This window comes from Comamonas granuli NBRC 101663, from assembly GCF_000739995.1.
In the GTDB taxonomy this organism is placed as follows: Bacteria; Pseudomonadota; Gammaproteobacteria; order Burkholderiales; family Burkholderiaceae_C; genus Simplicispira; species Simplicispira granuli.
The window spans coordinates 43322-57044 of the sequence record NZ_BBJX01000007.1 but is presented as its reverse complement, the minus strand read 5'-3'; the positions used below and the strand labels follow the sequence as shown (position 1 = coordinate 57044).

Annotated in this window: 13 protein-coding genes; 7 read left to right on the top strand and 6 right to left on the bottom strand. The window is 71.5% G+C overall.

Going from position 1 to position 13723, the window contains the following annotated elements:
- Positions 1-78: 78 nt before the first annotated feature.
- Together CGR01S_RS08930 and CGR01S_RS08925 are read left to right on the top strand one after the other, a co-directional pair.
- On the top strand, positions 79-837 hold the full coding sequence (locus CGR01S_RS08930; protein ID WP_042425466.1) for a metallophosphoesterase family protein: 759 nt from the start codon (positions 79-81) through the stop codon (positions 835-837).
- The gene (locus tag CGR01S_RS08925) at positions 834-2273 is read left to right on the top strand and encodes a serine/threonine protein kinase (protein ID WP_042425463.1); all 1440 of its coding nucleotides are present in this window, start codon (positions 834-836) and stop codon (positions 2271-2273) included. Before CGR01S_RS08930 ends, CGR01S_RS08925 begins: the two co-directional genes overlap by 4 nt.
- Positions 2274-2315: 42 nt before the next feature.
- Here CGR01S_RS08925 and CGR01S_RS08920 read toward each other — a convergent pair whose 3' ends face one another.
- Both CGR01S_RS08920 and CGR01S_RS08915 read right to left on the bottom strand, forming a co-directional pair.
- Complete coding sequence (locus tag CGR01S_RS08920; RefSeq protein ID WP_042425460.1) at positions 2316-3329, bottom strand: TerC family protein; 1014 nt, start codon at positions 3327-3329, stop codon at positions 2316-2318.
- Positions 3330-3369: 40 nt separating this feature from the next.
- On the bottom strand, positions 3370-3600 hold the full coding sequence (locus tag CGR01S_RS08915; protein WP_042425458.1) for a TFIIB-type zinc ribbon-containing protein: 231 nt from the start codon (positions 3598-3600) through the stop codon (positions 3370-3372).
- A 107-nt stretch (positions 3601-3707) separates the two neighbouring features.
- Here CGR01S_RS08915 and nhaR point away from each other — a divergent pair, with 107 nt between their 5' ends.
- From nhaR to CGR01S_RS08900, 3 genes are all read left to right on the top strand, one after another.
- Positions 3708-4634, top strand: a complete 927-nt coding sequence (gene nhaR / locus CGR01S_RS08910) for a transcriptional activator NhaR (RefSeq protein WP_042425455.1) — start codon at positions 3708-3710, stop codon at positions 4632-4634.
- Between the two features lie 44 nt (positions 4635-4678).
- Entirely contained in the window at positions 4679-5713 is a 1035-nt protein-coding gene (locus CGR01S_RS08905; protein ID WP_042425453.1) for a serine/threonine protein kinase, read from the top strand.
- 67 nt (positions 5714-5780) lie between these two features.
- Positions 5781-6086 (top strand): hypothetical protein, encoded by a 306-nt coding sequence (locus tag CGR01S_RS08900; protein WP_042425451.1) that lies wholly within the window; start codon positions 5781-5783, stop codon positions 6084-6086.
- A gap of 45 nt (positions 6087-6131) precedes the next feature.
- Here CGR01S_RS08900 and CGR01S_RS08895 read toward each other — a convergent pair whose 3' ends face one another.
- On the bottom strand, positions 6132-6950 hold the full coding sequence (locus tag CGR01S_RS08895) for a YecA/YgfB family protein (RefSeq protein ID WP_042425448.1): 819 nt from the start codon (positions 6948-6950) through the stop codon (positions 6132-6134).
- 140 nt (positions 6951-7090) lie between these two features.
- Between CGR01S_RS08895 and CGR01S_RS08890 the strand changes: the two genes are divergently transcribed.
- Both CGR01S_RS08890 and CGR01S_RS08885 read left to right on the top strand, forming a co-directional pair.
- A complete protein-coding gene (locus tag CGR01S_RS08890; RefSeq protein WP_042425446.1) occupies positions 7091-7927 on the top strand; it encodes a hypothetical protein in 837 nt (278 codons plus the stop codon).
- A gap of 58 nt (positions 7928-7985) precedes the next feature.
- Positions 7986-8648 carry a nitroreductase gene (locus CGR01S_RS08885; RefSeq protein WP_042425443.1) on the top strand — a complete coding sequence of 221 codons (663 nt, stop codon included), beginning with the start codon at positions 7986-7988 and terminating at the stop codon, positions 8646-8648.
- 14 nt (positions 8649-8662) lie between these two features.
- Here the strand turns inward: CGR01S_RS08885 and CGR01S_RS08880 are convergent, their stop codons facing one another.
- The 3 genes from CGR01S_RS08880 to CGR01S_RS16165 are packed head-to-tail and all read right to left on the bottom strand — an operon-like array spanning position 8663 to position 13594.
- Positions 8663-9106 carry a putative toxin-antitoxin system toxin component, PIN family gene (locus tag CGR01S_RS08880; protein ID WP_042425440.1) on the bottom strand — a complete coding sequence of 148 codons (444 nt, stop codon included), beginning with the start codon at positions 9104-9106 and terminating at the stop codon, positions 8663-8665.
- Positions 9096-10382 carry a THUMP domain-containing class I SAM-dependent RNA methyltransferase gene (locus tag CGR01S_RS08875; protein WP_042425438.1) on the bottom strand — a complete coding sequence of 429 codons (1287 nt, stop codon included), beginning with the start codon at positions 10380-10382 and terminating at the stop codon, positions 9096-9098. Before CGR01S_RS08875 ends, CGR01S_RS08880 begins: the two co-directional genes overlap by 11 nt.
- Positions 10379-13594 (bottom strand): EAL domain-containing protein, encoded by a 3216-nt coding sequence (locus CGR01S_RS16165; protein WP_156967536.1) that lies wholly within the window; start codon positions 13592-13594, stop codon positions 10379-10381. Before CGR01S_RS16165 ends, CGR01S_RS08875 begins: the two co-directional genes overlap by 4 nt.
- Between the last annotated feature and the right edge of the window lie 129 nt (positions 13595-13723).

The window sequence follows — 13723 nt, the reverse complement described above, 5'->3', positions numbered from 1 at the left end:
GCATCTCCTGGTTTTCCCTAGGTTGCGGCGCAAGCTTGCCCTCAGCTTGGCACGCGATGATGGGCCTCTGGAGCCATCATGAAATTCGCCCTGCTGTCCGACATCCACGCCAACCGCCAGGCCTTTGCCGCCTGCATCGAACACGCCCGCGCCCACGGGGCGCAGCAATTCGCCCTGCTGGGCGACCTGGTCGGCTACGGCGGCGACCCCGTGGCCGTGGTCGAGCAGGCCATGGCCCTGGCGCGCGAGGGCGCGCTCATCGTGCGCGGCAACCATGACGTGGCCGCCGTCACCCCGCCGGCGCAGGCAGCGCACCTGGGCGAACAAAGCGCGCTCTGGACGCACGAGCAGCTCAGCCCCGCGCAGCGCGAATTCCTCGCCGCCCAGCCGCTGACGGCGCGCCTGGGGGCCTACGCGCTGCTGGTGCATGCCAGCGCCGACCAGCCCGAGCGCTGGTACTACGTGGAGGACGGCAGCGCCGCCGAGCGCAGCATGTCGGCCGCGAGCATCCTGGACCCGTCCATCCGCTACGTGTTCAGCGGCCATGTGCACGAGCAGGCGCTGTACTTCCTCACGCCCACGGCCAAGCTCATGCGCTTTACGCCACAGCCCGGCGTGCCCGTGCCCGTGCCCATGCACCGGCAGTGGCTGGCCATCGTCGGCTCGGTGGGCCAGCCGCGCGACCGCGACGCGCGCGCCATGTACGCCCTGTTCGACGAGCAGGCCTGCAGCATCACCTTCCACCGCGTGCCCTACGACCATGCGGCCGCGGCCGCCACCATCCGCAGCACGCCGCTGCCCGCCTTCTTCGCCGACCGCCTGGAGGCCGGCCGGTGAAGCTGCTCGAACCCGGCACCGAGGTCGACGGCTTCGTGGTGCGCGAATGCATCCATGCCGGCGGCATGGCGCATATCTACGCCGTGGAATACGCCAGCCGCGCGCGCGACCCGGGCTTTCCGCTGGCCATGAAGATCCCGCGCATGACGGCCGGCGACGGCGCGGAGAACATCGTGAGCTTCGAGGTGGAGCTGCAAATCCTGCCCGCGCTCAGCGGCCCGCATGTACCGCGCTTCGTGGCCGCCGGCGACCTGCTGCACCTGCCCTACATCGTCATGGAGTACGTGCACGGCCAGACGCTACAGCACTGGCTGGACCTGCCCGAGCGCCCGGACGCCGCCCGCATCGCACAGCTGGGCGCCGCCATGGCGCTGGCCGCGCACAGCCTGCACCAGCAGAACTGCTGCCACCTCGACCTCAAGCCGGGCAACGTGCTCATCAAGCCCGACGGCGGCGCCGTGCTGCTGGACTTCGGCCTCTCCTGCCACGCGCACTACCCCGACCTGCTGGCCGAGGAGATGCGCAAGGCCGTGGGCTCGCCCGCCTGGATCGCGCCCGAGCAGGTGGTGGGCGTGCGCGGCGACCTGCGCAGCGACATCTTCGCCATCGGCGTGATGCTCTACGAACTCGCCACGGGCGAACTGCCCTTTGGCGCACCCACCACGCAGGGCGGCCTGCGCCAGCGCCTGTGGATGACGCCCCCGCCGCCGCGCGCACACCGCCCGGACCTGCCCGAATGGCTGCAGGAGATCATCCTGCGCTGCCTGGAGGCCGAGGCGGCCAATCGCTACCCCTCGGCCGCACACCTGGCCTTCGACCTGGCCAACCCCGGGCAGGTGGCCATCACCGAGCGCGGCCAGCGCACCCAGGGGCCCAGCCTGGGCAAGCACCTCAAGCGCTGGGTCAAGGCCGCGGGCATGCACTACCAGCCCAGCCCCCTGCCCAAGAACCAGATCGAGCAGGCACCCATCGTCATGGTGGCCGTGCCGCACGAGGACGTGCAGGACGCCACGCTGTACTCGCTGCGCGAGGCCGTGGCACGCTCGCTGGGCATACGCCCGGGCGCGCGCCTGGCCTGCGTGACGGTGCTCTCGCCCTCGGCCAGCAGCACCTCGGACAGCGAGCGCAGCGAGACCACCCTGCACCGCATGCACCTGGCGCGCCTCAAGCAGTGGGCGCAGCCCCTGCCGCTGGCGGGCCACAGCGTGAGCTACCACGTGCTGGAGGCCGGCGACGTGGGCCAGGCCCTGGTGCGCTATGCCGAGGGCAACCGCGTGGGCCTCATGATCCTGGGCGCCGCCACGCACGGGCTGCAGTTGCAGCGCTTCATCGACACCGTGCCCATCCGCGTGGCGCGCGACGCGCCCTGCACGGTCATCCTGGTCAAGCAGCAATTGCCCTTCAACCAGTTGCAGGGCCACGCCAGCGGCGAGTGACGCGCACGCCAGCGCGAGCGGGGCCCCGCCCCAGGGCCGGCATCAAGGCCGCGGCGCGTGCGGCGTGCCGGCCTGCACCTCCGGCGTGCCGGCGGCCGCGCCGCGCGTCTTCCACAGCGAGACGAGCACGCCGCCCGCGATCAGGCCCACCGTGACACCCAGGCTCACGAGCGAGGGAATCTTGCCCACCAGGTTGACCAGGAAGATCTTGCCGCCGATGAACACCAGCACCAGGGCCAGCGCGTACTTGAGGTAGGCGAAGCGGTGGATCATGGCCGCCAGCGCGAAGTACAGCGCGCGCAGGCCCAGGATGGCGAAGATGTTGCTCGTGTAGACGATGAACGGGTCGGTGGTGATGGCGAAGATCGCGGGCACGGAGTCGACGGCGAAGATCAGGTCGGCGAACTCCACCATGCACAGCGCGAGGAACAGCGGCGTCACCCAGGTCACGGCGCGGCCGGTGGCCGGGTGCGGTGCGCGCACGAAGAAGGCCTTGCCGTGCAGCCCGGGCGTGACGCGCAGGTGGCCGCGCAGCCAGCGCAGCAGCGGGTTCTTCTCCAGGTCGGGCGTGTGATCGGCCATCCAGAGCATCTTGATGCCCGTCGCCACCAGGAAGGCGCCGAACAGGTACAGCACCCACGAGAACTGCGTCACCAGCGCCGCGCCCAGGCCGATCATGAGCGCGCGCAGCACGATCACGCCCAGGATGCCCCAGAACAGCACGCGGTGCTGATACTGGCGCGGGATGGCGAAGAACGAGAAGATCATCGCGATCACGAACACGTTGTCCATGGACAGCGACTTCTCGATCAGGAAGCCCGTGAAGTAGTCGATGCCGCTTTGCGTGCCGAGCTGCCACCAGAGCCAGCCGCCGAACAGCGTGGCCGCGCCGATGTAGCCGCCCGACAGCCACAGGCTCTCGCGCACGCCGATCTCGTGGTCGTCGCGGTGCAGCACGCCCAGGTCCAGTGCCAGCAGCGCCACCACCACGGCGGCAAACACCAGCCAGAGCCAGACGGCCTGGCCCAGGAAGGGGGTGAGCAGGAATGCAGTCATGAGGGAAAAAGCAGAGTCTCAGGGGAAAGAGGTCGGGGCATCAGTCGAAGATGTCGCTGAGCCAGGACGTCTTGCGCGGCCGGCGCGCCGTGGTGTGCTCATAGCCCAGGTTGCCGTGGGACGGGGGTGCGCCGCGCAGCGAGCGCTCGATCAGCTTGTCCAGCTCGCCGCGATCGAGCCAGACGCCGCGGCATTGCGGGCAGTAGTCGATCTCGATGCCGTTCCTCTCGGCGATGACCAGCGTGGTGCTGGGGCAGTGCGGGCATTTCATGGGAACTCCTTCAAAGCGGTGGCCATGGGTGCACTGTAGGCATGCATCGATCAGAAAAAAATCAGAAAATTCATTTGATACTTCGATAAAACCGCAACGTCTCCGCCATGAACTACAAACACCTGCACTACTTCTGGACCGTGCTGCGCGCCGGCGGCATCGTGCGCGCCAGCGAGCAGCTGCACCTCACGCCGCAAACCCTCAGCGGCCAGATCAAGCTGCTGGAGGAGCGTGTCGGCCAGCCGCTGCTGCGCAAGGCGGGGCGTGGCGTGGAGCCCACCGATGCGGGCCGCCTGGTCATGCGCTATGCCGACGAGATCTTCGCCCTGGGCGCGGCGCTGCAGGACGCCCTGTCCACGGGGCGCGACGCGCGGCGCACGGCGGTGCTGCGCGTGGGCATTGCCGACCCGGTGCCCAAGGCCGTGGCCTTCCACGTGCTGGAGCCGGCCATGGCGCTGCCCGAGCCGCCCCGGCTGGCCTGCCACGAGGGCGGACTGACCAGTCTGCTGGGCGAGCTGGCGGTGCACCGGCTGGACCTGGTCGTCTCCGACGTGCCCGCGCCCGCCAGCCTGAGCGTGCGCGTCTACACCCACCTGCTCGGGCGCTCGGGCGTGGCGTTTTTTGCGGCGCCCCGGCTGCTGCGCGCCACCGGCTGGACGGTGCGGCGCGCGCGCCAGAGCTTTCCCGCCTGCCTGGCCGATCTGCCGCTGCTGCTGCCCAGCGCGCCGGCGGCGCTGCGCCCGCGCCTTGACGCCTGGCTGCGCCAACACGCGCTGGCACCCGCGGTGGCGGCCGAGTTCGACGACAGCGCCCTGCTCAAGGCCTTCGGCCGCGAAGGCCAGGGCGTGTTCGCCGCGCCCGCCGTGCTGGCCGAGGAGGTCGCGCAGCAATACCAGGTGCAGTGGCTGGGCACGGCGGACGACCTGCTGGAGGAGTTCTACGCGATCTCCGTCGAGCGGCGCATCACCCACCCGGCCGTGGCCGCCATCACCGCGGCCGCACGCAGCAGGCTGTTCGCGCGCGCCGCGCCCTGAGGGCCACGCCCCGGGCACCACCGCCTTCCCCCACAATCGGCCCCATGCACCCACCCGATACGGCCCCGCACGCCTACGCCGCCCTCACGCCCGACGTGGTCCTCGACGCCCTGGCGCACGCCGGCCTGCACGGCGACGGCCGCCTCATGGCGCTGGGCTCCTATGAAAACCGCGTCTACCAGGCCGTGCTGGAGGACGGCCGCCGCGTGGTCGCCAAGTTCTACCGGCCGGGACGCTGGAGCACGGCCCAGATCCTGGAGGAGCACGCCTTCGCCGCCGAGCTCGACGCCGCCGAGGTGCCCGTGGTGGCGCCCCTGGTGCTGGCGGGGCGCACGCTGCATGCGCACGCGGGTTTCGTGTTTTCCGTCAGCCCCTGGCGCGGCGGCCGCCCGCCCGAACTGCAGGACCCGCAGACCCTGGAGTGGATAGGCCGCTTCCTGGCGCGCCTGCACACCGTGGGCGCGCGCCAGGCGTTCGTGCACCGGCCCGCGCTGAACGTGCAGCACCTGGGCGTGGAGCCGCGCGAGGCACTGCTGGCGCACGGCGCCATCGCCCCCGAAGTGCGCACGGCCTGGCGCGAGGCCTGCACCGAAGCTATCAATTTAATAGCTGCTGGCTCTTACTGCACAAGTGATGGAGCCATTTTTCACCTGGAAGATGCCACCCCCATCCGCCTGCACGGCGACTGCCACCCCGGCAACATCCTGTGGACGCCGCCGGGCGACAGCGACCCGGGCGGGCCGCATTTCGTGGACCTGGACGACGCGCGCACCGGCCCGGCCGTGCAGGATTTGTGGATGCTGCTCGCGGGCGACCGGCACCAGCGCACGCAGCAACTGGCCGCGCTGCTCGACGGCTACGAGCAGTTGCGCGCCTTCGACCGCCGCGAGCTCGCGCTCATCGAGCCCCTGCGCACGCTGCGCCTCATCCACTACAGCGCCTGGCTCGCGCGCCGCTGGAGCGACCCGGCGTTTCCCATCCACTTTCCGTGGTTCGGCACGCCCGACTACTGGCGCGGCCAGGTGGCCCTGCTGCGCGAACAAATCGACGCCCTGCGCGCGCCGCCCCTGGCGGCCTGACCGGCGCCCGCGGCATTCGGCTATGCTGCGGCCTTCTTCATTGGCAAAAAAATAACGGATTCCCGCCATGAAAGACCTGATACGCACGGTTTTGTCCATACGCCAGAAGCGCCGCAGTCCGCCGGCCGGCCCCACGCCGCCCGAAGGGGCCTACGTGATCCGCGGCGAGGTGCGCATGCTCGTGAACCAGCGCATCCCGCGCGATCTGTGGAACTGGATGCTGCTGTCGGGTTGGCGCACCATCCCGGTCAAGAAGGACCGGCGCAAGTGCATGGAGCTGCCCCCGGACGCCCTGCTGGAGCTCATCAACGCCCACCCGGCCGAGCGCGACATCGTGCACGGGCGCATCCTGGCCCGGGCGCGCCAGCCCTGAGGGCGGCACCCGCCCTGCGCAGCGCCTCAGGCCGCGCGTGGCCGCTCAGGCGCCATGGCACTTCTTGAACTTCTTGCCGCTGCCGCACCAGCACAGGTCGTTGCGCCCCGGCGCAGCCGGCTTGACCACGGGCTCCTGGCGCGGCCCCAGGCTTTGCCAGAGCTGGCGCAGGTCGTACACCGCCCAGATGGCCTCGCCAAACGCGTCCAGGCGCGCCTGGCTCACGCTGGGCGGGGCGTCGTCGTCGAACATGCTGTACGCGGGCACGCCGGTGTCGTCCTGGGTGAGCGCCTCGATGTGGCCCAGGGCCTCGTCCAGCCACTGCGCAGTCTCCTTGTCGCGCGGCGCGGCCCACTCCTCGGGCCAGACGTCCACGGCGCACAGAAACCCCAGCGCCCAGATCTGCGCAAAGGCCGGCACCGGCCCCTGCTCCTGCGCCTCGGCGCGCTGGTCTTCGGGCAGCATGGCCAGGGCGCCGCGCAGGTCGAAGGTGGCCGGCACCAGGGCCTCGTCCTGGTCCAGGCTGTCGACCTCGGTGTCGAGCTGGCGCGTCACCTCGTCCCAGCGCCGCTGCCACAGCGCCATGAAGCGCTGCTGCTGCGCCGCATCGGCAAAGCCCAGGGCCTCGGGCGCGAGCGCATCCGCCGCCGGCGCGCCATCGCCCAGCAGTGCGGGCAGGTACTCGGACGGCGGCACAGCGCGGCGCATGCATACCAGCGCCGTGAGAAAGCCGTCGCAGAATTCCCACTGCGGAATGTCACCCGCGCCGCGCTGGCGCAGGTCGTCCAGGATGGCGTCGAGTTCGTCGAGCTCGTCGCTGCTCAGAGCCGGAGCACTGCTGCCGGCGTCGGTGGAAGGGGTCATGGAGAGCTTTCGGTTCGGTGCGGCGCAAAGGCTTTTATGATGCCCGCCGGGGGCGCGTCCGCACATGGCGGCAAGTGTAGCCCCCGGGGCGGCAACGCCCGTCCGCACCCGCCGCTGTCCGCCACCGCCCCCGCGCCCCGATGAACGCCTCCGCCCCGCCCCCGGCATGGTCCGCCGCCTGCGGCCACGCCCGCTTCCTGCACGCGCAGTTGCCGCTGCAGCATGGCAATGTGCAGAGCTACCGCCTGGACGACGGGCAGGTGTGGCTCAAGAAGGCCGGCCCGCGCCACGGCATGGGGCGCTACCGCCTGCTGGGCCTGCTCGCCTGGCTGACCCGGCTGGAGGTGCTGCGGCCCGTGCCCAACCTGGGCGGGCGCGCGGCCATCGCCACCGAGGCGCGGCGCCTGCGCGACCTGGGCGCGCGCGGCCTGCGCGTACCCGCGGTGCTGGCCGAGGAGGCCGACGGCCTGCTGCTGCTGCACCTGGGGCACGCCGGCGAGGCCACGCCCACGCTGGACGACGAGCTGCGCGCCGCCGCCGCCCAGGGCCCGGCTGCCGTGCAGGCGCCGTGGCTGCAGGGCCTGCAGGCGCTGGACTGCGTGCACGCCGCCGGCACCTGCCTGAGCCAGGCCTTTGCGCGCAACCTGGTGCGCTGCCCCGATGGGGTGATCGGCTACATCGACTTCGAGGACGACCCCGCCGCCAGCCTGCCGCTGGCGCTGTGCCAGGCGCGCGATCTGCTGTGCTACGCGCATTCCAGCGCGCTGTACCTGCGCGAGGGCGGCGCCCTGGACGCCGCGCGCGCGCACTGGGCCGCCTGGCTGGGCCAGCGCAGCCCGGCCGTGCGCACCGTGCTGGCCGCCAGCGCCGCGCGCCTGGCCTGGCTGCGCCACCTGCCGGCCGACCGCCGCCTGGGCCGCGACCTGCAGCGCGCACGCGCCGCATACGACCTGCTCGCCCCCGCGCCGCCGGCGTGACAGCGCCGCGCACCCCGCTGCGGCACACTGGCGCATGCCCATTTTCAGGAGACCCGCCATGGATGTGAGCGAAGCCGTCGCGCGGCGCACCTCGGTGCGCGCCTTCAAGCCCGACCCGCCGAGCGCCGCGGTGGTGCGCGCCATCCTGGAGGGCGCGGCGCGCGCGCCCTCGGGCGGCAACCTGCAGCCCTGGCATGTGCACGCCCTGGCCGGCGCGCCGCTGGCGCAGTTGCTGCAGCGCGTGGCCGCCGCACCGCTGCAGGTGCCGCCCGAATACGCCGTCTACCCGCCCGAGCTGTGGGAGCCCTACCGCACGCGGCGCTGGCGCAATGCCGAGCAGTTGTATGCCGCCATCGGCATCCCGCGCGAGGACAAGGCCGCGCGCCTGCAGCAGATGGCCAAGAACGCCACCTTCTTCGGCGCGCCGGTGGGCATCTTCCTCAGCGTGGACCGCCGCATGGGCCCGCCGCAGTGGGCCGACCTGGGCATGTACCTGCAGACCGTGATGCTGCTGGCCACCGCGCAGGGCCTGGACACCTGCGCGCAGGAATACTGGGCGTTTTGCGCCCAGCCCGTGCGTGACTTCCTCGGCCTGCCGCCCGAGCGCATGCTGTTTGCCGGCCTGGCGCTGGGCTGGCGCGACGAGAGTGCGCCCATCAACCAGTGGCGCAGCGAGCGCGATCCCTTCGAGGCCTGGGGCGAGATGCGCGGCTTTGACTGAGGCCGGGGTGCCGCCTAGGCCGCCAGCGCCGGGTTGAGCACCACCCCCAGGGCCTGCAGGCGCTTGCGCAGGCGCAGCACGGCGCCGTCCTTGCTCAGCAGCAGGGCGCCATGCTGCACGGCCAGGTCGATGAACTGCTGGTCGTCCGGGTCCTTGCACACGGCGCTGGCGCGCGGCGCCGGCGCCACGGTGCGGGCCTGCGCATCGAAGGCCTGCAGCACCTGCGCGGTGCTCAGGCCGTAGTAGGCCAGGCGCGGCGCGATCTGCGGGTAGCCGAGCACGCGCGCGAGTTCGGCGCGCATGGCGGGCGTGGCGATCCAGCACAGCGCGCCCGCCGCCAGCAGGCGCTGCAGCGGCTGGGTGGCCGCGTCGGCAAAGACCAGCAGGTCGAGCACGATGTTGGTGTCCAGCACCACGCTCTGCCCGCCGGCGGCGGTCTGCGCAGGCTCAGGCGCCATCGGCCGCTCCCGCCTGCGCGCCCGGCGCCGGCGCGCGCGCGGCGCCCGGCACCATGTCGAAGCGGAACAGGCGGCATTCGATGGGCCCGTTCCACAGCGGCACGCGGCGCGACTCCTTCAGGCGCATGCGGCCCGGCAGCTTGAGGTCGGGCGTGAGCATCCAGGCCGTCCAGCCCGCGTAGTGCTTCTTCCAGTGGCTGGCCAGTTGGCTGAAGAACTCGCCGCCGTCCTCGGTCTGCGCCGTCTCGCGCCCGGGCGCGGCGCCCTGGGCGCGCAGCACGGCGCGCTCTGCCGCGTTCTGCCCCGCCGCGCCCGCGGCGGCGATGCGCTCGCCATAGGGCGGGTTGAGCAGCAGCACGCCGGGCTGGGCGCAGGGCGGCATGCGCTGCAGGGCGTCGCCGCCGCGCAACTGCACGGCCTGCGCCACGCCGGCGCGCTCGGCATTGCGCTGGGCGAAGTCCACCATGCGGTGCGAAATATCACTGCCAAATATGCCTACGGGGCTTTCCTGGCGTGCGCCAGCAGCTTCTGTTTTCATAGCATCCCAGACATGCGCCTGGAAGGGCAGGAGTTTCTCGAAGGCAAAGCGGCGCAGCAGGCCCGGGGCGATGCGGCAGGCAATCTGCGCCGCCTCGATGACCACGGTGCCGCTGCCGCAGCAGGGGTCGTACAGGGGCTGGGGCGCGGGGCCATGCGGGTCCCAGCCCGTGGCGGCGAGCATGGCCGCGGCCAGGGTTTCCTTGAGCGGCGCATCGCCCTTGTCGGCGCGCCAGCCGCGCTTGAACAGGGGCTCGCCCGAGGTGTCGATGTAGACCGTGGCCTCGTCGCGCGTGAGGTGCAGGTGGATGCGCACGTCGGGCCGCTGGGTGTCCACGTCCGGGCGCACACCGCCCTTGGCGCGGAAGCGGTCGGCCACGGCGTCCTTGACGCGCAGGGCGGCGAAGTTCAGGCTCTTGAGCGGGCTGTGCTGCGCCGTGACCTCGACGCGAAAGCTCTGGCGCGGCGTGAACCAGGCCTCCCAGGCAACGCCGGCGGCGAGTTCGTAGATGTCGTTCTCCTGCTGGCAGGGGCGCTGGGCCAGGCGCACCAGCACGCGCTGCGCCAGGCGGCTGTGCAGGTTCAGCCGCAGGGCGTCGCGCCAGGAGGCGCGCAGCAGCACGCCGCCGCGACCGGTGAGCAGGTCCTGGCCTGCCAGGCCGGTGATGCGGTGCGCCTCGTCGGCCAGATAGCCCTCGACGCCGGCGGCGCAGGGCAGAAAAAGATGCAATGGGTTCATAGGTTCTCAGAGGGCAGGCGCAATTCCTGCGCGGGCACGGGGCGGCCGAACAAATAGCCCTGGTAGCCGGTGCAGCCCTGGCGCTGCAGTACGTCGAACTGCCCGGGCTGCTCGACCCCTTCGGCCACCACGCTCAGGCCCAGCGACTGCCCCAGGCGCACGATGCCGTGCGCGATGGAGGCCACGTTCGGTTCGGTAACGATGTCGCGCACGAAGGCGCGGTCGATCTTGAGCACGTCCAGCGGCAGGCGGCGCAGGTAGGACAGGGACGAGTAGCCCGTGCCGAAGTCGTCGAGCGCAAAGCCGACGCCATGGGCGCGCAGTTCCTGCATCTTGGCGATCACGCCCTCCACGTCGTGCAGCATGAGGCTCTCGGTCAGCTCCAGGCGCAGGCGCGTGGCCGGGGCGCCCGTCTGCTGCAGCGCCTGGAGCACGCCGGCGATGAAATCGGGCTGATGGAACTGGCGCGCGCTCACGTTCACCGACAGCACCAGCGGCGCCGTGGCTGCGCTGGCGCTCCATTGGGCCAGCTGCCTGCAGGCTTCCTCGAGCACCCACTGGCCCAGCGGAATGATCAGGCCCGTCTCCTCGGCCAGGGCAATGAATTCGCCCGGCAGCACGGTGCCGCGCTGCGGGTGCATCCAGCGCAGCAGGGCCTCGGCGCCCAGGATGCGCCCGTGCGCATCGACCTGGGGCTGGTAGTGCAGGCGGAACTCGCCGCGCTCCAGGCCCGCACGCAGTTCGGTGTCCATCTGCACGCGCTGGGTGACGGCCTCCTGCATCTGCGGGTCGAAGAAATGCAGCATGTTGCGTCCGGCCGTCTTGGACTGGTACATGGCCAGGTCGGCCTGGCGCATGAGGGCGTCCAGGCTGGTCTCCTGGCCGCGGAACAGCGTCACGCCAATGCTCGGGGTGTTGCGCAGTTCGCGGCCGGCGAGCTGGTAGGGCTGGTTGAGCACGGCGAGCAGCTTCTCGGCCACGGCGCGCGCCTGGGCGCCGGCCTCGACCGCATCGGGGGCGAGGTCTTCGAGCATGACGACGAACTCGTCGCCCCCCTGGCGCGCCGCCGTGTCGCTGGCGCGCACGGTCTCCTGCAGGCGCCGCGCCACCTCGGTCAGCAGCAGGTCGCCCACGTCGTGGCCCAGGGTGTCGTTGAGCGACTTGAACTGGTCCAGGTCGATGAACATCAGCGCCCCATGGCTGCCCATGCGCTCGCTCAGCGCCATGGCGTGCTGCAGGCGGTCGAGCAGCAGGCGCCGGTTGGGCAGGTGCGTGAGCGGGTCGTAGAACGCCAGGTGGCGGATCTTTTCCTCGGCCTCCTTGCGCTCGCTGATGTCGGCGAAGGCGGCCACGTAGTGCGTCACCTGTCCCTCGTCGTTGCGCACGGCGGAAATGCTTTGCAGCAGCGGGTAGATGGCGCCGTCCTTGCGCCGGTCCCAGATCTCGCCGAACCACGCGCCGCGCTCCTTGAGCGCGCGCCACATGTCGGCGTAGAACTGCGCATCGTGGCGGCCGGACTGGAACATCGACGGCTTGCGCCCCACCACTTCCTCGGCGCCGTAGCCCGTCATCGCGGTGAAGGCGCGGTTCACGCGCAGGATGTGGGTCTGCGCATCGGTGACGATCATGCCGTGCAGCGACTCGAACGCCGTGGCGGCGATGCGCATTTCCTGCTCCACGCGGCGGCTCTCGGTGATGTCGCGCAGCACGACGACGCGGTGCGTGGCCCCGCCCTCGCCGTCCTGCACGGGGTTGACCACCGCCTCGAACCAGAACGGCGTGCCGTCGCGGCGCTGGCCCTGGCCCACGCAGGGCTGGCCTGCGGCCCCCTCCCACAACTGGGCACGCGCACGCTCATCGCCCCAGAGGAAATCGGGCGCCTGGCCCACGATGTCCTGCAGCGCACGGCCCGTGATGGCGCACAGCGCAGGGTTGCAGAAGGTGACCAGGCCCTGGGCGTCCACGATGAGCACCCCCTGGGAGATGGCCTGCAGCGCCTCGTGGTGCAGGCGCAGGGCCAGGGCGCTGCGCAGCCGCTCCTCGGCCTGGGCGATGCGCGCCACATTGTCACGGAACACCAGCGTGGCACGCGCCATGTCGCCGATCTCGTCGCCGCGCTCCTGGTCCAGGATGGGCACGTGCGCATCGCGCGCATCGGGCGCGGCCAGGCGGTTCATGGCCTCGGTGATGCGGCGGATCGGCAGGATGATGCCGCGCGCCAGCGCGCCGGCCAGCACCATCGCCAGGCCCAGCACCAGCAGCACCACCAGGCCGGCGGAGAACACCGCCTGGCCCGCCGCGCGCTCCGCCTCGCGCGAGGCGGCCACCAGGTCCTGCGCCACGCGGGCCTCGACCTGCTGGAACTGGTCGATCTTCCAGGTCATGGCATCGAACCACTGCAGCGCGGCGCTGCCGCCCGCACGCTGCGCGGCCGGGGCACGCACATGCACCTGGGCGCGCATGCGCTCGATCTCGGCCAGCCGCAAATCGGCCAGCAAGGTATCGAGCAGCGCCACCTGCGGCGGATCGGCCTGGGTGCGGAACTGCTCCAGGTACAGGGACTGGCGGCTGGCCAGGGCCACGAAGGCCTCGCGCGCAGAGGCTTGCGCCCGGGGCGCAGCGAAGTACATGGCCCCGACCGCACGCTCCATGCCCGCGAGTTCCTTGGCCTGCATGAGGCTCACATAGGCGCCGATGGCGCGCGACGCCCAGGGCAGCGCGCCCACCAGGTGCATTTCGCGCACGATGGCAATGAGCTCATGGATGGCGGCGCTGTAGCGCGCGGTCTGCTCCTCGTCACTCACCTGCAGCTGTCCGGCCTGGGCACGCCATGCCCCCAGCAGCGTGAGTTGCTCGCGTGCCCGATCCAGGCGCGGGCCCAGCAAGGCATCGAAGCGGCCCAGGCCATCGGCCTGCAAGGCCTCCTCGTACTGGGTCAACTGGGCGTCGGTCTGCGTTTGCTGCGCCGCACGCCACTCGGCGAAATCGTTCCCCTGGGTCCCCAGAAAGGCCGCCGACAGACCGCGCTCGCGCTGCAGCTCGTGCACCAGGCGGCTCACGGCCGTGGCCAGTTCGGCCATTTCGCGCAAGGCGCGCATCTCCCCGGCCACGCGCTGCTGGCCCAGCAAGACCCAAAAGGCGAAGAAGAGCAACCCCGCGATGGGCAGGGCCAGCGCAAGAGCAATGCGCTGGCCGATAGGAAGCTGGTGCACGAACAATGGTTTCACATCACGGCCCAGAATGCGGAACAAAAGTAGCCGGCGAGGGTCGCGAGCGGCGTTGACACAGAGACGAAAGGCATTATGCGTCCTGTCTACCCAGGGCGCACAATCGCCCCTACA